We start from the raw sequence: 18,745 nt of genomic DNA, 5'->3' as shown, positions 1-18,745 counted from the left end.
GAATGTGCCGTTTCGACCGCAGCATCCTGCCGCAGTCGGACCGGTATCCTATGGCAGCACGAGTACGGGGCTTTTCAAGCACACATAGGCCCGAGCCGGGAAAATTCGATGACGGACGAACTGTGATGGGTGGAAATCGTAACAAAAGGGGGGACGGATGTGTGAGATGCCGCCCATCGGACACTGTTAGAGACGCAGTGTCTTGTGCTCCCGCTTGTCGAGACCGTAGCGCTGCATCTTCTCATAGAGCGTTTTGCGGGAGATGCCGAGTTCCTCATAGACGGGCCTCAGGTTGCCGCCATGCGCATCGAGAGCAGCGGCAATCACGCTCTTCTCGAAAGCGGCGACGCGCTCGGCTAACCGTCCCTCCTCCCCTGGCTGCGAGGCGACCGCCTCCATGTCCATTCCAAGGCCCAGCACATAGCGATCGGCGGCATTGCGCAATTCGCGCACATTGCCCGGCCAGTCGCGCCGTGCCACGTCGGCCACGATGGCGGGTGGCACCTCCAGATCCTCGCGATGATAGCGCGCGGCAGCCTCGCGCGCGAGTTGCAGGAAGAGAAGCGGTATATCCCCCCGTCGCGCGGCAAGCGCCGGCAGGCGCAGGGTGACCACGTTGAGCCGGTAGAGCAGGTCCGGTCGGAAGCGGCCTGCCGCCACCTCCGCTTGCAGATCTGTCTTGCTGGCTGCGATGAACCGCACGTCGAGCGACACCGCCTCGTTGGAGCCGAGCCGCGTGATCGACCGCTCCTGGATCACGCGCAGGAGCTTGGCCTGCAGGTCGAGCGGCATCGAGCCGATCTCGTCCAGCAGCACCGTTCCGCCGCGCGCATGTTCGAACTTTCCGTAGCGGGCGCGCATGGCGCCGGGGAAGGCGCCCGCCTCATGGCCGAAAAGCTCGCTCTCGATCAGGGTGGCCGGCAGCGCGGCGCAGTCGATCGCCACAAAGGGCCGGTCGGCGCGCGGGCTGACATCGTGCAGGGCACGGGCCGCCACTTCCTTGCCCGTGCCCGTTTCGCCGATGATGAGCACGTCGGCATCGGTTCCCGCCACGGCGCGCAAGCGATGACGGAAATCCACCATCAGCGGGTTCCGGCCGGGCAGCCGCGCCTCCACATCGTCGCGCTTGCCCGCAGCCGCGCGCAAACGCCGGTTCTCGAGCACCAGCGCGCGGCGATCGAGCGCGCGGGCGGCCGTATCGGCCAGGGCATGCGCGGTGAACGGCTTCTCGATGAAATCATACGCGCCTTCCCGCATCGCCTTCACCGCAAGCTGGACGTCGCCATGACCGGTGATGAGGATGACCGGGATGTCCGTATCGATCTCGCGGATGCGCCCCATCAATGACATGCCGTCCATGCCCGGCATGCGGATATCGGTGACGACGACGCCGTTGAAGCCGTAGCCGACATGATCGATCACCCGCTCGGCGCCCTCGAAGCTCCTGACCTCGAAGCCGGCAAGATCGAGCGACTGCGCGGCCGAGCGGCGCAGTTCCTCCTCGTCGTCCACGAGCAGGATCGTCCCGGCAGTCATTCCGCAGCCTCTCGCGCGGGCATGCGGGCGGCATCGAGGACGACGGTGAAGACCGCCCCGCCCTCCGGATCGTCGGCGACGGAAAGCTCGCCGCCGAAGTCCTTGACGATGTTGTACGTGATCGACAGGCCCAGCCCCAGCCCCTTGCCGACACCTTTGGTCGTGAAAAATGGATCAAAGATACGCTCGCGGATGGCCGCGGCGACGCCGGAGCCGTTGTCGTGCACGGCGAGCACCACCTTGTGCTCTTCCTGCCGGGCAGTGAGCACGATCCTGCGCTCGGGCAGCGCCTCCACCGCGTCCGCGGCATTGGAGAGCAGGTTCACAAGCACCTGCTGCAGGCGCACCGGGCCGGCGCGCACGGCAAGCGGCACCGGCCCGAGATCGACCGTTACGGCTGTTCCCGCCGCCTTCAGCCGCCATGCGACGATTTCAAGCGCATCCTCCACGACATCCGCAAGCGCCACCGGCTGGAGTTTCTGGTTGGGCTTACGGGCGAAATTGCGCAGATGGCGGCTGAGCGTGGCCATACGGTCGGTGAGGCTGGAAATCCGGGTGACGTTGTCGCGCGCCTCCGCCAGCCGATCGCGGTCGATCAGGATGGCGGCATTGTCCGCATAGGTCTTCACCGCCGCCAGCGGCTGGTTGAACTCGTGGGAAAGGGCCGCCGACATCTGCCCAAGGGCTGCAAGCTTGCCGGCCTGGACAAGATCCGCCTGGGTCCGGCGCAACTGGCTTTCGGTCGCGCGGCGCTCGGCCACCTCCTTCTCGAGCTGGCTGTTCACTCCGGCAAGGTCGGCCGTGCGCTCGGCCACCCGATGTTCCAGCTCTTCGCGCGCCTGGCGTTGGATCTGCATACGCTCGTAGAGACGCGCCCGCCGCTGCAGAACGACGAAACCGATGAGCGTCGCAAGGCCAAGAAGCAGGAGCGCAACCATGACGCTGGTGAACGTCTGCGAGCGCACGGAAGCCGTATCGAGCAGCACGCGCACCGTCCAGCCGGCCTCCGGCATCTGTTCCGAAAGGACGAGGAATTCCCTGTCCCGCCCATCGATGGGCATCCGCATCAGGTCATAGCCCTGGTCGGCCGCCTGCCGGAAGGACAGCGGCTCCAGCCGGGTATCCGCATAACGACGGGAAGCTTCGGTGCGGGCGAGCCGGTCGGGCGTGAGCGGCAGAAGCGAGGTGTAGAGCCATTCCGGCCGGCCGGTCATGAAGATGATGCCCTCGGGATCGGCCACGATGATCTCGTGGTCCCCGCCACGCCAGGAGGCCTCTATGGCGTCGATATCGATCTTGAAGACGACGACTCCCCGCACTGCCGCGTCCACCACGATCGGTGCCGAAAAATAGTAGCCACGCTTGAGGGACGTGGTGCCGAGCGCGAAGAAGCGCCCCTGCCGGCCCTGCACCGCTTCCTGAAAATAGGGCCGGTAGCTGAAATTCTCGCCCACGAAACTCGCCGGCCCGTCATAATTGCTGGCCGCGACTGTGGTGCCGTCGGTCAGCATCACGTAAATGTCCGAGGATTCGAGCAGCGTGTTGATGGCGCTAAGATAAGCGTTCGCGGCGGCGCGGTCGCCGGAATCCTGCGGGTCGATAACCAGCCGCTTTATCAGCGCATGATCGGCGATCAGTGCCGGAAGCGCCTCGTAGCGGTTGAGGTGCCCGCGCAGCGCTGCCACTGCCAGCCGCAAGGTGGTCTCGCCGCGCGTATACGCTTCGCCGAAATAAGCGCGCGTGGCGAGGGCGCCACCCTCCACTGCGATCAGTACTGCAAGCGCGGAGAGCAGGAGGGCTGCGAGAACCCAGCGCCCCCTGACGACGATCTTCTTCAACGCGGTACCCGGAGCATCAGCCTCGCTGGAGAGCAATATACCGGCAGACGAGGCCAGACAACTCCGGACTCGCGAGCGCGTGACAAGTCACCGCCGCGCCTCGCACTGGTCCCGCTGAATATTTGGTCCTCCGAACATCAACCTGGCGACACGCATGGTCAGCACAGGCCTAGATCAATTCTGCGGGTATTGCTAACACCACGGCCACCTGACGAACAAAGGCTGCCAGATGTCCGAAATCAGCACACCCTATTATCTGATCGACAAAGGAAAGCTCCTCCCGAATCTGGAGAAGATCGACAAGGTCAGATCGGAATCCGGCGCGAAGGTGCTGCTGGCGCTGAAGTGCTTTGCATCCTGGTGCGTCTTCGATCTCATGCGCGAGCATATGGACGGCACGACCTCATCATCTCTGAACGAGGTGCGGCTCGGGCGGGAGCGCTTCGGCGGCGAAACCCATGCCTACAGCGTCGCCTTTTCCGATGGCGAGATCGGCGAGGTCATCAGCCATGCCGACAAGATCATCTTCAACTCGATCTCGCAGCTCGAGCGCTTCGGCCGGCAGGCGGCGGACATCCCGCGCGGCCTTCGGCTGAATCCGGGTGTCAGCTCCTCCGGGTTCGATCTTGCCGATCCCGCGCGGCCCTTCAGCCGGCTGGGCGAATGGGACGCGGAGAAGGTGGAGGCCATGATCGACCGCATCGACGGCTTCATGATCCACAACAACTGCGAAAACGAGGACTTTCAGCTCTTTGGCGACCTTCTGGCGAAGACCGAAGAGAGGTTTGGCCATTTGTTCGAAAAGGTTGAATGGATAAGCCTCGGAGGCGGTATCCACTTCACCGGACCCGACTACCCGCTCGACATCTTCTGCCGGCGGCTGCGGGAGTTTTCCGACAAGTACGGCGTACAGGTCTATCTGGAACCGGGCGAAGCCGCCGTCACGAACAGCACGACGCTGGAAGTGACGGTCCTCGACAGGCTTTCCAACCAGAAGGAAATCGCCGTCGTGGACAGTTCGGTCGAAGCGCATATGCTCGACCTGCTCATTTATCGGGAGCGTGCGCATATCGCCCCGGATGAGGGGGCCCACAGCTACGTGGTCTGTGGCAAATCCTGTCTCGCAGGAGACATTTTCGGAGAGTTCCGGTTTCCCCGCCCCCTGGAAATCGGCGACCGCATCTCGATTGAAGATGCGGCTGGCTACACCATGGTGAAGAAGAACTGGTTCAACGGCGTGCAGATGCCGTCCATCGCAGTGCGCGAGCTTGACGGAAGCGTTAACCTGGTGCGCGAATTCACATTCGCAGACTACGAGAGAAGTCTTTCCTGAACTCAACCTGGGGCTAGAGAAGGAGTGTTCCCGAGGAAATGAAGAAGAACGTCCTCATCATCGGCGCTGGAGGTGTGGCGCAAGTCGTGGCGCATAAATGCGCAGAGAACAACGATGTGCTCGGCGACATCAATCTCGCATCGCGCACGGTGGCGAAATGTGACGCGATACGCGCGTCCGTGCATGAAAAGAAGAGCATGAAGACGCCCGGTTTCTTTGGTGTCCACGGACTGGATGCGCTGGATATCGAGGCCACCAAGGCGCTGATCAGGAGGACGAGCAGTTCCATTGTCATCAATGTCGGATCGGCTTTCGTGAACATGTCGGTGCTGGCCGCCTGTATCGACACGGGAGCCAGCTACATCGATACCGCCATTCATGAGGACCCGCTCAAGATCTGTGAGCCTCCGCCGTGGTACGGCAATTACGAATGGAAGCGCAGAGAAGCGTGCGAGGCGGCCGGCATCACGGCCATTCTCGGCGCGGGCTTCGATCCCGGTGTCGTCAACGCATACGCCGCGCTTGCACGGGACGAATATTTCGATTCGATGGACTCCATCGACATCATCGACGTGAATGCCGGCGATCACGGGCGCTATTTCGCCACCAATTTCGACCCGGAGATCAATTTCCGTGAATTCACCGGCGTCGTCTGGTCGTGGCAGAACCGCCGGTGGACCTCCAACAGGATGTTCGAGATTCGCAGGGATTGGGACCTGCCGGTCGTCGGCAACCGCACGACCTACATGACCGGCCATGACGAGATTCATTCGCTCTCCCGCAATCTGGACGTGCCGGACATCCGCTTCTGGATGGGCTTCGGCGAGCGCTACATCACCGTTTTCACGGTGCTGAAGAATCTCGGCCTGTTGTCCGAGCAGCCGGTCAAGACGGCGGAGGGACTCGAGGTCGTGCCTTTGAAGGTGGTGAAGGCAGTGCTGCCGGACCCTTCCTCGCTGGCACCCGATTATACGGGCAAGACCTGCATCGGTGATCTCATCAAGGGACGGAAGGACGGCGCCGGGCGCGAGGTCTTCATATACAATGTGGCCGACCACCGCGAGGCCTATCAGGAAGTGGGCAGCCAGGGGATTTCCTATACGGCCGGCGTGCCGCCCGTCGCAGCGGCCATGCTAATCGCGCAGGGAACCTGGGATGTCGGGAAAATGGCCAATGTGGAGGAACTGCCGCCGCGGCCTTTCCTCGATCTTCTCGGCAAGCTCGGCCTGACGACCCGCATTCGCGACGAGCAGGGCGATCGTCAGCTAAGTTTCAGCTAGAGCGGTTCAGGTTGTGTCTGAATCGGAGGGGATTCCGATTTCGGAGGTTTTGTGATTCAAGATGCTGGCTGGAGTGGAGGCCAGCATGGGATGACGCGACCTCTTTCGAATGATCTGCGTGAACGTGTTGTTGGGGCGGTCGAGGCCGGCGAGAGCTGCCGGTCGGTGGCGGCTCGTTTCGGCGTTGCCGTCTCGTCGGCGGTGAAGTGGTCTCAGCGCTACCGTGCGAGCGGGTCTGTGGCGCCGGGCAAGATGGGCGGGCACCGCAAGCGCGTGCTGGAGCCGCACCGTGCCTTCATCGCCGAGCGGATCAGCCAGACGCCGCATCTGTCGCTGCACAAGCTGAAGGAAGAGCTGGCGGCGCGCGGCGTGAAGGTGTCGCACGATACGGTGTGGCGGTTCCTGCGCCGCGAGGGGCTTCGGTTCAAAAAAACGCTGTTCGCCCTTGAGCAGGCTCGTGCCGACATCGCCCGCCGGCGGCAACGCTGGCGTTCTTGGCAGTCCGGTCTCGATCCGACACGGCTGGTGTTCATCGACGAGACCTGGATCAAGACCAACATGGCGCCGCTGCGGGGCTGGGGACCACGCGGCAAGCGCCTGCGCGGCTTTGCCCCGCACGGCCACTGGCGCACGCTGACCTTCCTCGGCGCTTTGCGCCATGACCGGCTGACGGCGCCTTGCGTCTTCGATGGACCGATCAACGGCCAGTGCTTCCGCGCCTATGTCGAGCAGCAGCTCGTGCCGGTGCTTGAACCGGGCGACATCGTCGTCATGGACATGTGTGGACGCCCCCGTTGGTGCAAGAAGAATCTTTTCGAAGAGCGCGGAGCGTGGTCAGGTGCTGACATGTGTCCGGCCTCTGATGCGGCGTTCTACATGCCGCGGGCCCGTATGGGAGTTCGCGGAGCGGGTCCAATTCAATCTCGCGTGCTCAAGGCACGTATCCATGATCTGGTTTTCCCGATCCCGTCTCGTTGACCGTTGCGCCATACTCTCCGTTCGACCTTCTCACACCATGGCAGCCCGCTCGAGGAGCGGTATAGAGCGGACTATCCTGCTATGGCCGGCGTTCGATAGGTTCCGCCTCTGGCCATCAATGCCCACACGATGCGCGCCGTCTTGTTGGCCAAGGCGACGATGACCAGCATGGGTGGCTTGCGCTCAAGCATCCGCGAAAGCCACGGATCCCCGGTCGATCCCTTCCGCATGGCCCAGCGCACGGCGGCGCTGGCCCCAATGATCAGCAGCCGTCGCAGGGTTCGCTCGCCCATTCGAGTCGTCTCGCCGAGCTTCTGCTTGCCGCCCGAAGAACGTTGCAGCGGCGTTAGTCCGAGCCATGCCGCGAAGTCTCGGCCTCTCTCGAAGGTCTGAGCGGACGGGGCCAACGCGGCAAGCGCCGTCGCGGTGACCGGTCCTATACCGGGAATGGTCATCAAGCGCCTGGCTTCCGTATCCTCTCTGGCGCGCCGAGCGACCTCTCGGTCTAGTTCGGCCACTCTCGTATCCAGCGCCCGTAACTGCTCAACGAGTAGAGACAGGATCGGGCGGGCGGCTTCGGGGATGGCGGAACCCTTATCCTCAATCGTCGCGATGAGCTTGGCCACGTGGAAGAGGCCTTGCGCAGCCACAAGTCCAAATTCCGCAAGATGGCCGCGTATTGCATTGATCGTCTGGGTCCGCTGGCGAACCACAAGATCGCGGATGCGGAACACCATTGCCGCAGCCTGCTGCTCTTCGCTCTTCACCGCCACGAACCGCATGGTCGGCCGTTGCGCAGCTTCACAGATTGCTTCGGCGTCAGCCGCATCGTTCTTCTGACGCTTCACAAATGGCTTGACGTATCCCGGAGCGATCAGCCGGACTTCGTGCCCGAGCTTCGCGATCTCCCGCGCCCAGTAATGGCTGCCGGCGCACGCTTCCATGGCAACCGTGCAGGCCGGCTGATCGACAAGAAAGCGAAGTACCTGATCGCGGCGAAGCTTCTTCCGGAACAGCACAGCTCCCGACCCATCTGCGCCGTGCGCCTGGAACACGTTCTTCGCCAGGTCCAATCCGATTGTGTTAACTTCCAACATGGACGCCTCCGTTCAAGTGATGATCAACGACACCACTTTGGCACAGCGATGCCGTGAGGGGGCGTCCACCCCATCAATCTCGGCTCGCACAAGTCGGCCGCCGTCCGGCAGATGATCAAAGCCGCCGGCGCAAGGCTCTGGTACCTGCCGCCTTATTCCCCAGACCTTAACCCCATCGAGCAGGCTTTCGCCAAGATCAAGCACTGGATGCGCGCGGCCCAAAAAGTGAACCATGAGGAGACATGGCGTCATATCGGCGGCCTCGTCTCCTCAATCCAGCCCAGTGAATGCAGCAACTACTTCGTCAATGCAGGATACGCTTCCGCCAAAACCTGAAAGGCTCTAGTGGTTTTGACGATACGGGGCGAGGACCAAACCTCGCCCCTTAAGAGCGGTTCACCCTTCGCCCGCGCTAGCGGCCCGTGATGCCGGGGAAGGCAACGAGCAGGCCGACGGCCAGTATCTGCAGGCAGATGAAAGGCAGGAGCGACCTGAAGATGGTGCCGAGGGAGATATCTGGCGGCGCGACGCTCTTCAGGTAGAAGGCGGCCGGGCCGAAGGGTGGCGACAGGAACGATACCTGCATGTTCATGCAGAACAGAACGCCGAACCAGACCGGATCCATGCCGAGCGATTTGATGATCGGCACGAAGATCGGCATGGTGAGCAGCGCGATCCCGACCCAATCGAGGAACGCCCCGAGGAAGAACAGGATCAGCATCATGAAGAGTACGATCACCGTCGGGTTGTCGGAGATGCCGGTGATCAGGTCCGAAACGAAGTTCACGCCGCCCATCAGGTTGTACACGCCGACGATGGCGGTGGCGCCGATGCCGATCCAAACGATCATCCCCACCGTGGCGAGCGTCTGAAGCGCCGCGTCGCGCATCAGGGTGTAGGAGAATTCGCCTCGCAGGATCGTGGAGAGGATCACCCCGCCGACGCCGATGGCCGATGCTTCCGTAACCGAAGCGATACCGCCATAGATCGATCCCAGCACGACGACGACCACGAGGATCGGGAGCGCGAGACCCTTGAGCAGCCGCAGCTTTTCCGCCGCAGGAATCGGCTCCTGCTCCACGTCCGGCACCACGCCCTTGGTGAAATAGGCGCGGAACAGGATATAGGCGACATAGAACATCGCCAGCATGAAGCCGGGAAGGAAGGAGGCCGTGAACAGGTCTCCGATCGAGACGTTCGCCGTCAGCCCGTAGATGATGAGGACGATCGAAGGCGGGATCATCGTGCCCAGCGAGCCACCGGCGCAGACGACGCCGATCGCGAGATTCTTGTCATAGCCGAGCCGCAGCATCTGCGGCAGGGCGATGAGGCCCAGGAGCACGATCTCGCCGCCGATGATGCCGCTCATCGCCGCGAGGATCACCGAGACGAAGACGGTCTGCACGGCGACACCGCCGCGGATACGCCCCGCAAACAGCTTCATGGCGTCGAAGAGGTCCCGCGCGATCCCCGAACGGTCGAGAATCGCAGCCATGAGCACGAACATCGGCACGGAGACGAACACGAAGTTCATCACGAACGAGTAGACCCGGCTCGTGATGAGCGGGATCGACATCGGGCCGAACCATCCCAGCGCAAAGATCAGCGCCACGAGCAGGGTGACGAAAGCGAGTGGCATGCCTGTCAGGAGCAATGCCACCAGCAAAGCGAACATCACGATGGTGCCCCAGCCGATGCCGAGCGCCTGAAGATTGATGCCGAGATCCAGCAAATCGGTCATCGCGGGGATCCCGGACGTTTGCGGGCGTAGTTGAACGCAAGGATGAGGAACTGCAGCACGAGCAGAATCATGATCACGAAGATGAAGACCTTGATCAGCGCCGGCGTCGGCGCGCTCCACGCACTGCCCGTCGTTTCCAGCCGGATCTCACCGGAAGGAGCAAAAACGGCGCGCTCCACCATATGGTAGGCGGCATAGGCAAAGAAGGCGCTCGCCACCGCGCATACCAGCGAGATCAGGACGTCGGCGATCCGTCGGACGCGTGGCGGGAACAGGTCGTAGAGGAGGACGACACGGATGTGGCTGTTGCGGCAGGTGCAGTAGAGGCCGCCGAAGGTGAAGGCGATGCCGCACAGGAAGACCGTGGTCTCATGCGCCCAGATCGTCGGGCTGTTGAAAACATAGCGCAGGAAGACCTCCATCAGGAGAATGATCGCCGCGGCGACAATGCCCGCGGCGAACAGATAGCCTGCCTTGTCCACGATACGCCCCATGACGCCCGCTTCCGGAGCCATGCTGCCGACGCCTTCGCTTGTCGGGGCGAGATCGGCCGCCTCGAAAGTGTCTTGCCCGTCTTTCATCGTACCACCCGAACTGCAGCCAGAAGTGCGACGGCCGCGCGATGGCGGCCGTCGTGAGCCTTATTGCAGAAGGCCCTTTTCACGCAAATACCCTGTGAGGGTATCGAACACCTTCTGCGCCATCGGCGAGCCTTGTGCGATGCGCTCCCATTCGGCAACCGCGAGCTTGCGGAACTTCGCACGTTCCTCTTCGGGCCAGTTGTGGACGGTGATCGCGGGGTCGGCCTCGGCCTCGGCCAGGGCGGCCTGGTCGGCTTCCTTCAACCCATTGATCTGGGTCTGCTGGAATTCCTTCACCGTCTCTTCCAGCAGCGCCTTGAGATCATCGGGCAGCGCGTCCCACTTTGCCTGGTTCATGGAAACCTCCACGAGCGGCAGCGAGTGGAAGCCGGGATAGACCGGGTGCGGCGCAACCTTGTTCAGACCCTGCTGCTGGTTCACCGAGAAGACCGAGTAGTCGGCCGCATCCACCACGCCCTTGTCCAGCGACGTGTAGACTTCCGAGGCCGGCAGGTTCACCGGAGCAGCACCTGCGGCTGCGAAGACGTTGGCGATCGGCCCTTCGGGCGAGCGGACCTTGACGCCTTTGAGATCATCCACGCCCTCGAGCGGCACGCGCGAGACGAAGGCCTCGAGGCCTGGCGTCGACACGCCGATGAAGTGCAGCCCGTAGGAGCCGAGGAGCTCCTGCATCAGTTCCTTTCCGCCGCCGTTCTCCACGAAGTCGATCATCTGCTCCGGATCGGACCAGGCGCCGACGGGGTTGGCGATCAGACCGAAGGCCGGATCCTTGCCGGCCCAGTAGGAGCTGTCGCAGATCTGGCCGTCGAGGATGCCAGCGGCGACCGCATCGAGCGTCTCGTTGTACTCGACCACGGAGCCGACCGGCAGCAGTTCGATCTGAATCCGCCCGCCCGACTTTTCGGCGACGAGTTCGGTCCAGCCCTTCTGATACTCGAAATTGGGATTTCCCGCCGGGTCCGAGGACTGGAAGCGGAAGGTGAATTCCTGCCCCCAGGCGGTGCCGGCGAGCAGGATGGCCGCCAGCGCGGCCGAGGCATTGATCAACAGACGTCTCATGACAGTCCTCCCGAAGGGTAGGTGTTATTGTTCGGCAACCGCGGTCCTTGCGGTGCCACGTTTATTACGCTGTCCCCGTGCTGCTGGCTGAGGAAGCGCTCGGCCGGACGGCTCTTACCGTCGGCAGAGTGGTATCGAAAAGGGCGGGATTGATCGAGTCCCCAACCTCGTCGATCATTGCGATGCTGAAGGTGATGAGATCGTCCGATGCCGAGCACGCGGCCGCCTCGTCCCCCTTTTGGATTTGATGCATGATCGCCAGATGACGGTCGATGGTGGCCTGCAGCCCCTTTTTGCCGCTGATCTGGGTAAGGTGCAGATAGCCGATCCGCCGCGCGATGGCGTGGAGGGGGCGTAGCGCCTGCTCCAGGAAGCGCTCGCCCGATGCCCGGATCATGAGCATATCGAACGACTTGTCCACCTCGTTGAACGCCTCGACGGAAATATCCCGCCGGTTCTCTTCCAGCCACCGGCGCAGATAGAGGAGCCGCGCACGGTCGTTCGGCGTCATGTTGCGCATTGCCGCTTCGGTAACGAAGCGGTTGAGGTCCCGCCGCACGGTTGTGAGCCGCCGCTCGCGCGCGAGGTCGATCGGCGCGATGCGCAGCCCGTTGCGCGGGCGTATCTCCAGAAGTGTCTCCGCGGCAAGGCGCATGACCGCCTGATGCACAGGCGTGCGGCCGAGGCCCAGCATCTCCTGCAGGTCCTGCGTCCTGAGCAAGGCGCCCGGCGCGAGCTGCATCGCCACGAAGAGCTCCTCGATGCGCTCATAGGCCTGCGAGGTCAGGTCGAGCCCCGCGTCGAACATGCGCGAATCCCCCGCCCCTCCACCGCCTTCGATGGCGGCGGGAGTGGTTCTGTCCGCATCGGGGGGAGAGCCCGTCCTCCGCAATTCAGTCTCAACTCCGTCATGACTTGCCGAGTGATATTTCACGGAATATGTTGACATGTCAACGCTGCCGGTTTGGAGGTTTCCGCCGGCGAGGACTCCAGAGAGGGCGAGACTGAATGAAGATTACGGCGATCGAAACGCTGCGCACCGACGAGTTTTCGAACGTGCTGTGGGTGCGTGTGCACACGGATGCTGGCGTCATCGGACTGGGAGAGACCTTCTACGGCGCCGGCGCCGTGGAGGCCCATATCCACGATACGCTCGCCGCGCGGCTGCTCGGCGAAAACCCGCTGCATATCGAGGCCTTGAACCGGACCATGGTGGACCTGCCGCTCGCCCAGGCTTCCACCGGCGCCGAATATCGCGCCGCCTCGGCGATCGACATCGCGCTCTGGGACCTGTTCGGGAAGGTGTGCGGGCAGCCCGTCCACCAGATGCTCGGCGGTCTCTGTGCCGAGAAGCTCAGGGTCTACAATACCTGCGCGGGCTACGGCTATGTGCGCAACCGCAACATCCGTCCCGTCGATACCTGGAACATCGGCGCCAGCGACGGCCCTTACGAGGATCTCTCCGGCTTCATGTCGGATGCCGGCGCGCTGGCCGAGAATCTCCTGGAAAGCGGTATCACCGCCATGAAGATCTGGCCCTTCGATCCAGCAGGCATCCGCAATCGCGGCCTGTTCATCTCCGCCGAAGAGATGAAGGCCGCGATCGAGCCGTTCGAGAAGATCCGCAAAGTCGTCGGCGACAAGATGGAGATCATGGTGGAGTTCCATTCATTGTGGAACCTGCCCACCGCGAAAAAGATCGCAAAAGCGCTCGAGCCCTACGACCCGGCATGGTTCGAAGACCCCATTCGGATGAACTCGCCCCAGGCGCTCGCCGAGTATGCCGCCTCGACGACCGTTCCGGTCTGCGCCAGCGAGACCTTGGGCTCGCGTTTTCCCTACAAGGACATGCTCGAGCGCGACGCGACGCACATCGCCATGGTCGACCTGTGCTGGACCGGCGGCCTGACCGAGGGGCGCAAGATCGCGGCGCTCGCCGACACCTATCATCGCCCCTTCGCGCCGCACGACTGTACCGGCCCGGTAGCCTTCGCGGCGGCCGTCCACACCTCCTTCAGCCAGCCGAACACGCTGATCCAGGAATCGGTCCGCGCCTTCTATACCGGCTGGTACAAGGAACTCGTCACCGCCGTTCCGAAGATCGAAAACGGCTACGTATACCCGATGGAAGGGCCGGGCCTTGGCGTGGATCTGCTGCCGCAGGTCTTTGAACGCCCCGACCTGACGCACCGCAAGAGCGAAATCTGAAGGGGAGCTCCAGCATGTCCAAACTCTTCGATCTGACCGGCCGCACGGCCCTCATCACCGGCTCCTCGCGCGGCCTGGGCCAGGCCATTGCCCGGGGGCTCGGCGACGCGGGGGGCCGGCTGGTCCTCAACGGCCGCAACGCCGAGGCCCTTTCCGCCGTTGCCGACGAAATGCGCAAGGCGGGATACGACGTCGTCGAGGCTGCCTTCGACGTGGCGAAGGAGGAGGAAGTCGAGGCTGCCTTCCGCCGCTTCGATGAAGAGGGAATAGAGATCGACATCCTCGTCAACAACGCCGGCATCCAGCACCGCCAGCCCTTGGTGGAGCTGGCGCTTGCCGACTGGCAGCGGGTGATGGACACCAATCTCACCAGCGCGTTCCTCGCCGGCCGGGCAGCGGCGCAGCGGATGATCCCGCGCGGCCACGGCAAGATCATCAATATCGGGTCCCTGACGAGCGAGCTCGCACGTGCGACGGTCATACCCTACACCGTCGCGAAAGGCGGTATCCGGCTCCTGACGAAGGGCATGGCGGCGGAGTGGGCGAAATTCGGCATCCAGGCGAATGCCATCGGCCCTGGCTACATGCTCACCGACATGAACGAGGCGCTCGTCAACGACGAGAAATTCGATGCCTGGGTGAAAGGCCGCACGCCGGCCGGGCGCTGGGGCAAGCCGGAAGAGCTGATGGGTGCCGCGGTGTTCCTCGCTTCCGCGGCCTCGGACTACGTCAACGGCCAGATCATCTATGTCGACGGCGGCATGCTGTCGGTCCTCTAGCACGGAAAAAGCTTATGATTCGCGCCCTTGTCGCCCATGCCGCCCATGATCTGCGCGTCGAGGAGCGGCAGACACCTGCCGACCCTGCCGCAGGCGAGGTCCGCCTCCGTATCCTCGCCGGCGGGATCTGCGGCTCCGACCTGCACTACTACCACCACGGCGGCTTCGGCACGGTCCGGATCCGCGAGCCGATGATCCTGGGCCATGAGGCGTCGGCCGTCGTCGAAGAAGTCGGTGCCGGCGTCGAAGAACTTTCGGTTGGAGATATCGTGGCCGTGAACCCCTCGAAGCCCTGCGGGCGTTGCGAGGAGTGCCGGCGCGGCCTCCGCAACGAGTGCCTCGATATGGTCTTCAGCGGCAGCGCCATGCGGTTCCCCCACGCGCAAGGGCTCTTCCGCGAGCGCATGGTTGTTCCCGCGGTCCAGGCCGTCCGCGCCGGCGCCCCGGCCGACCCGGCACTGCTGGCGCTCGCCGAGCCTTTCGCCGTTTGCCTTCATGCGGTGAAGCGGGCAGGTTCCCTCCTCGGCGCCACCGTGCTCGTTTCGGGCTGCGGCCCGATCGGCTGCCTGACGATCGCGGCCGCGCGCCACGCCGGTGCGGGACGGATCATCGCCTGCGACGTGGTTCCCGAGCCGCTTCGCCTGGCGGAACGCCTGGGTGCCGACGAGTGCCTGGACGTAGGCACGCGGCCTGCCGCCCTCGACGCCTGCAAGGAAGGCAAGGGGCGCATCGACGTCGCCTTCGACTGCACCGGGCATCCGCAGGCGCTCGCCACCGCGGTCGAGTGCCTGCGTCCGCGCGGGAAACTGGTCGCGGTGGGACTGGGCGGATCGCTGGATTTCCCCCTGCCCTCGGTCGTCACCAAAGAGCTCGACGTCGTGGGCAGCTTCCGTTTCGATGATGAATTCTCACTGGCCGTCGGCCTCATCTCGTCCGGTGCCGTCGACCTCTCGGGAATGGTCACCCGGACCTTTCCGCTCGAGCAGGCGAAGGAAGCGTTCGATCTTGCGGGTGACCGCGCAAGAGCGATGAAGGTCCAGCTCATCTTGAGCCAGGCCTGAAGAGCGCGCACTCGTGCAGGGTTGCGGAGCGAGATCGCGCCGGTCTGGACCAGACGGGAGTGGTGATCACAGACGGCCGGAATGACGTCCTGGAACGGTTTCTCGAGGCGTCATGTTCGACGGCGGGGTGAAGCATCGAACATGAAAGAATCCGGCGAAACCTTTGTCCGGCCTGTTGCGCGGAATCGCTTCCTTCTTTAAAGCCTCGCCATGAGCACCACGACCCACCCCGACACCGTCCTCATCATCGATTTCGGCAGCCAGGTCACGCAGCTGATTGCCCGGCGCGTGCGCGAAGCCGGCGTCTATTCCGAGATCGCCCCCTTCCAGTCCGCCGAGGAAGCTTATCTGCGCCTGAAGCCGAAAGCCGTGATCCTCTCCGGCAGCCCGGCTTCGACGGTCGATATCGGCAGCCCCCGTGCGCCCGATGCCATCTTCCAGTCCGGCGTGCCCGTGCTTGGCATCTGTTACGGCGAGCAAACCATGTGCGCCCAACTCGGCGGCAAGGTGGAAGGCAGCGACCATCGCGAGTTCGGCCGCGCCTTCCTGGAGATCGAGGAGGATTGTGCGCTTTTCGCCGATGTCTGGGCGCCCGGCACGCGCCACCAGGTGTGGATGAGCCATGGCGACCGCGTCACCGCGATCCCGCCGGGCTTCAAGGTGGTGGGCACATCCTCCGGCGCGCCCTTTGCGGCGATCGCCGACGAGAAGCGGAAATATTACGGCGTGCAGTTCCACCCGGAGGTGGTGCACACGCCCGACGGCGCCAAGCTCCTTTCCAATTTCGTGCACAAGATCGCAGGCTTGAAGGGCGACTGGACCATGGCCGCCTATCGCGAGCAGGCGATCGAGGCCATCCGCCGGCAGGTGGGGTCCGGCAAGGTCATTTGCGCGCTGTCCGGCGGCGTCGATTCCTCCGTCGCCGCGCTGCTCACGCATGAGGCCGTGGGCGAGCAGCTCACCTGCATCCTCGTCGATCACGGCCTGATGCGCAGGAACGAGGCGGACGAGGTGGTCGCCATGTTCCGCGAGCATTACAACGTGCCGCTCATCCTGGTCGATGCCTCCGACCGTTTCCTGGGCGCGCTCGAGGGCGAGAGCGATCCGGAGAAGAAGCGCAAGACCATCGGCCGCCTCTTCATCGAAGTGTTCGAGGAAGAGGCTAAAAAGCTTGGCGGCGCCGATTTCCTCGTCCAGGGCACGCTCTATCCCGACGTCATCGAGAGCGTCTCCTTCACCGGCGGCCCCTCCGTCACGATCAAGTCGCATCACAATGTCGGCGGCCTGCCCGAGCGCATGAACATGAAGCTCGTCGAGCCGTTGCGCGAGCTTTTCAAGGACGAAGTGAGGACACTCGGCAAGGAACTCGGCCTGCCCGACCGGTTCATCGGTCGCCATCCCTTCCCGGGCCCGGGCCTCGCCATCCGCTGCCCCGGCGGGGTCACGCGCGAGAAGCTGGAGATCCTGCGTTCCGCCGACGCCATCTATCTCGACGAAATCCGCAAGGCCGGCCTCTATGACGCGATCTGGCAGGCTTTCGCCGTTCTCCTGCCCGTCCAGACCGTCGGCGTCATGGGCGACGGCCGCACCTACGAATATGTCTGCGCGCTCCGCGCCGTGACCTCCGTGGATGGCATGACGGCGGATTTCTACCACTACGACATGGAATTCCTCGGCCGCGCCGCCACCCGCATCATCAACGAGGTGAAAGGCATCAACCGCGTCGTCTACGACGTGACAAGCAAGCCGCCGGGCACGATCGAGTGGGAGTGAGGGATAGATCTGACTCGGCCCGATATTCTTGACAGACCGACACCGTCCGTCGTGTTCCACCGCCGGGGTACTGGATCTGCGAAAGCGGCGATGCGCCCACAACGCCAGTGCGAACGCGCCTCGCGAGGCAGATAGGCGAGCGCTCCAAGCGGACACACCGGAGTTTGCCGCACGAAAGGAGACGGAGCGGTTGGCGGTCGGGCCGAGGGCGGCTTCTCAGCGGATGAAGTTGACGACGTAGTCCGCTCCGAGCCCAATGGCATCATAGTGTTTCCGGCAGAGGTCGATCTTGGTGAAGACATCCTCGTAGCCGGTTACCTTCCCCCAGGGATCGACGTAGCACATCACGCCGTTGACCTGGAACAGCGTGATCATCTCCTCGACATCCTCGGGGACGACGAGCGTGTGGGTCTCGCCCGGAGGCTCGTAGACATAGCCGCCCTCTTCGGCCACCCAGTCATGCTCCAGATAACGCCAGCGGCCCTTGAGGACGAAGCCATGAACCGGCGCCGGATGGCGATGGCGGCTGAGCACACCGGCCTTGCGGACCTTGAGCAGGTTCACCCAGTAGCCATGGGAGATGTTGAGACAGAGTGGGCGGAACCACACGTTCTGCGCCTGCGGCACCCATATTCGATCGTCCTGGGGAATGGCGTGCGGCACGACGAGGTCGGCGGCCGCTTCCGTGGGCATCGGCAACTGGTATGGCATTCTGGCCAGTTCGTCGGCGGTCGGGTTCTTGTTCATCTCTGCGCTGCTCACATGACGCCAAAGGTGTCGAATGCTTCGGTGGCCCCCATGCCGGCACGGATGGCCTTCTCGACCTCGCTCTCCGTCGCGGCCTTTTCGAGTGCCCGGCGAACCGCCTCCTCCTCCGCCTCCCGTGGTATCACTAGGACACCCTCGCGGTCTGCGAAGATCAGCGATCCCGGCGCAATGCGCACGCCCTCGATCTCCACGGGACAGCGATAGTCGATGACCTTACCGCGCGGCCCCTGGTCCTGGGCATAGACCCCCCGGCAGAATGCCGGGAAACCCAGCGCCTCGATGCCGCGCGCATCGCGCACATAGCCGTTCAGGACGGCACCCGCCGCGCCGAGATAGCTGGCCCGTGTGGACATCAGCTCTCCCCACAGGGCATACCGCATGGACCCGCCAGTTGCGACATAGATCTCGCCCGGACGAAGATTGTCCAGTGCCTCGAGCATCAGGCCGAACGGCTTCATGGTGAGCGGCCCGGCCGCGTCGGGCGCCTCGCCGGGAAACACGTCCGCCTCCAGCACCGGCATGGCGCGGCCGGCCATCACCGTGTCACGCTGCAGCGGGCCGATGCCGGCGGGCAGGAATTGGTTCATCAGGCCCATCTGATCGAGCACGTCACCAATGACGGCGGTGAAGAGCTTCTCCTTCATCAGGGCGAAAAGGCCGTTGTCGTCGGCGTAGGGCTTGCTCATCGATGT

The 18,745-nt window shown here is 63.8% G+C and carries 15 protein-coding genes and 2 pseudogenes; 8 read left to right on the top strand and 9 right to left on the bottom strand.

Translation table 11 applies throughout. The features are described 5' to 3' along the window. Positions 1 to 186 precede the first annotated feature (186 nt). Positions 187 to 1,536, bottom strand: coding sequence for a sigma-54 dependent transcriptional regulator (locus tag PVE73_RS08750; protein WP_277366564.1), 1,350 nt, complete (start codon positions 1,534 to 1,536; stop codon positions 187 to 189). Further along, a complete protein-coding gene (locus tag PVE73_RS08745; protein WP_277366563.1) occupies positions 1,533 to 3,374 on the bottom strand; it encodes a sensor histidine kinase in 1,842 nt (613 codons plus the stop codon). Before PVE73_RS08745 ends, PVE73_RS08750 begins: the two co-directional genes overlap by 4 nt. Positions 3,375 to 3,603: 229 nt before the next feature. Here PVE73_RS08745 and PVE73_RS08740 point away from each other — a divergent pair, with 229 nt between their 5' ends. From PVE73_RS08740 to PVE73_RS08730, 3 genes and pseudogenes are all read left to right on the top strand, one after another. After that, the gene (locus PVE73_RS08740) at positions 3,604 to 4,707 is read left to right on the top strand and encodes a carboxynorspermidine decarboxylase (protein ID WP_277366562.1); all 1,104 of its coding nucleotides are present in this window, start codon (positions 3,604 to 3,606) and stop codon (positions 4,705 to 4,707) included. A 38-nt stretch (positions 4,708 to 4,745) separates the two neighbouring features. After that, on the top strand, positions 4,746 to 5,987 hold the full coding sequence (locus tag PVE73_RS08735) for a saccharopine dehydrogenase family protein (protein ID WP_277366561.1): 1,242 nt from the start codon (positions 4,746 to 4,748) through the stop codon (positions 5,985 to 5,987). Positions 5,988 to 6,077: 90 nt separating this feature from the next. Then, positions 6,078 to 6,764 (top strand): annotated as a pseudogene (locus PVE73_RS08730) (IS630 family transposase); the annotation flags it as partial. A gap of 272 nt (positions 6,765 to 7,036) precedes the next feature. Here the strand turns inward: PVE73_RS08730 and PVE73_RS08725 are convergent. Further along, the gene (locus PVE73_RS08725; protein ID WP_277364553.1) at positions 7,037 to 8,062 is read right to left on the bottom strand and encodes an IS110 family transposase; all 1,026 of its coding nucleotides are present in this window, start codon (positions 8,060 to 8,062) and stop codon (positions 7,037 to 7,039) included. Between the two features lie 75 nt (positions 8,063 to 8,137). On the opposite strand from PVE73_RS08725, the pseudogene PVE73_RS08720 reads away from it, so the two are divergent. Beyond that, positions 8,138 to 8,398 (top strand): annotated as a pseudogene (locus tag PVE73_RS08720) (transposase); the annotation flags it as partial. Between the two features lie 76 nt (positions 8,399 to 8,474). Here PVE73_RS08720 and PVE73_RS08715 read toward each other — a convergent pair. From PVE73_RS08715 to PVE73_RS08700, 4 genes are all read right to left on the bottom strand, one after another. Then, positions 8,475 to 9,803, bottom strand: a complete 1,329-nt coding sequence (locus PVE73_RS08715) for a TRAP transporter large permease subunit (protein ID WP_277366560.1) — start codon at positions 9,801 to 9,803, stop codon at positions 8,475 to 8,477. Continuing rightward, positions 9,800 to 10,384 carry a TRAP transporter small permease gene (locus PVE73_RS08710; RefSeq protein WP_277366559.1) on the bottom strand — a complete coding sequence of 195 codons (585 nt, stop codon included), beginning with the start codon at positions 10,382 to 10,384 and terminating at the stop codon, positions 9,800 to 9,802. Before PVE73_RS08710 ends, PVE73_RS08715 begins: the two co-directional genes overlap by 4 nt. A 60-nt stretch (positions 10,385 to 10,444) precedes the next feature. Next, on the bottom strand, positions 10,445 to 11,464 hold the full coding sequence (locus PVE73_RS08705) for a TRAP transporter substrate-binding protein (RefSeq protein WP_277366558.1): 1,020 nt from the start codon (positions 11,462 to 11,464) through the stop codon (positions 10,445 to 10,447). A 64-nt stretch (positions 11,465 to 11,528) separates the two neighbouring features. Next, positions 11,529 to 12,272 carry a GntR family transcriptional regulator gene (locus PVE73_RS08700; protein WP_277366557.1) on the bottom strand — a complete coding sequence of 248 codons (744 nt, stop codon included), beginning with the start codon at positions 12,270 to 12,272 and terminating at the stop codon, positions 11,529 to 11,531. A gap of 200 nt (positions 12,273 to 12,472) precedes the next feature. Here PVE73_RS08700 and PVE73_RS08695 point away from each other — a divergent pair, with 200 nt between their 5' ends. From PVE73_RS08695 to guaA, 4 genes are all read left to right on the top strand, one after another. Continuing rightward, positions 12,473 to 13,672, top strand: a complete 1,200-nt coding sequence (locus PVE73_RS08695) for a mandelate racemase/muconate lactonizing enzyme family protein (RefSeq protein WP_277366556.1) — start codon at positions 12,473 to 12,475, stop codon at positions 13,670 to 13,672. Between the two features lie 14 nt (positions 13,673 to 13,686). Beyond that, positions 13,687 to 14,451, top strand: a complete 765-nt coding sequence (locus PVE73_RS08690; protein ID WP_277366555.1) for an SDR family oxidoreductase — start codon at positions 13,687 to 13,689, stop codon at positions 14,449 to 14,451. Between the two features lie 17 nt (positions 14,452 to 14,468). Further along, positions 14,469 to 15,512, top strand: a complete 1,044-nt coding sequence (locus PVE73_RS08685; protein WP_277367390.1) for an L-idonate 5-dehydrogenase — start codon at positions 14,469 to 14,471, stop codon at positions 15,510 to 15,512. A 210-nt stretch (positions 15,513 to 15,722) separates the two neighbouring features. Then, positions 15,723 to 17,285 (top strand): glutamine-hydrolyzing GMP synthase, encoded by a 1,563-nt coding sequence (gene guaA, locus PVE73_RS08680; protein WP_277366554.1) that lies wholly within the window; start codon positions 15,723 to 15,725, stop codon positions 17,283 to 17,285. A 216-nt stretch (positions 17,286 to 17,501) separates the two neighbouring features. On the opposite strand, the gene PVE73_RS08675 is transcribed toward guaA, so the two are convergent. Both PVE73_RS08675 and PVE73_RS08670 read right to left on the bottom strand, forming a co-directional pair. After that, positions 17,502 to 18,032, bottom strand: coding sequence for a 2,4'-dihydroxyacetophenone dioxygenase family protein (locus tag PVE73_RS08675; RefSeq protein WP_277366553.1), 531 nt, complete (start codon positions 18,030 to 18,032; stop codon positions 17,502 to 17,504). Between the two features lie 11 nt (positions 18,033 to 18,043). Further along, positions 18,044 to 18,739, bottom strand: coding sequence for an RraA family protein (locus PVE73_RS08670; RefSeq protein ID WP_277366552.1), 696 nt, complete (start codon positions 18,737 to 18,739; stop codon positions 18,044 to 18,046). Positions 18,740 to 18,745: the final 6 nt, after the last annotated feature.

Origin of the sequence: Chelativorans sp. AA-79 (genome assembly GCF_029457495.1) — a bacterium.
In the GTDB taxonomy this organism is placed as follows: domain Bacteria; phylum Pseudomonadota; class Alphaproteobacteria; order Rhizobiales; family Rhizobiaceae; genus Chelativorans.
The sequence above is the reverse complement of the archived record's forward strand: the minus strand, read 5'-3'. Positions and strand labels throughout refer to the sequence as shown.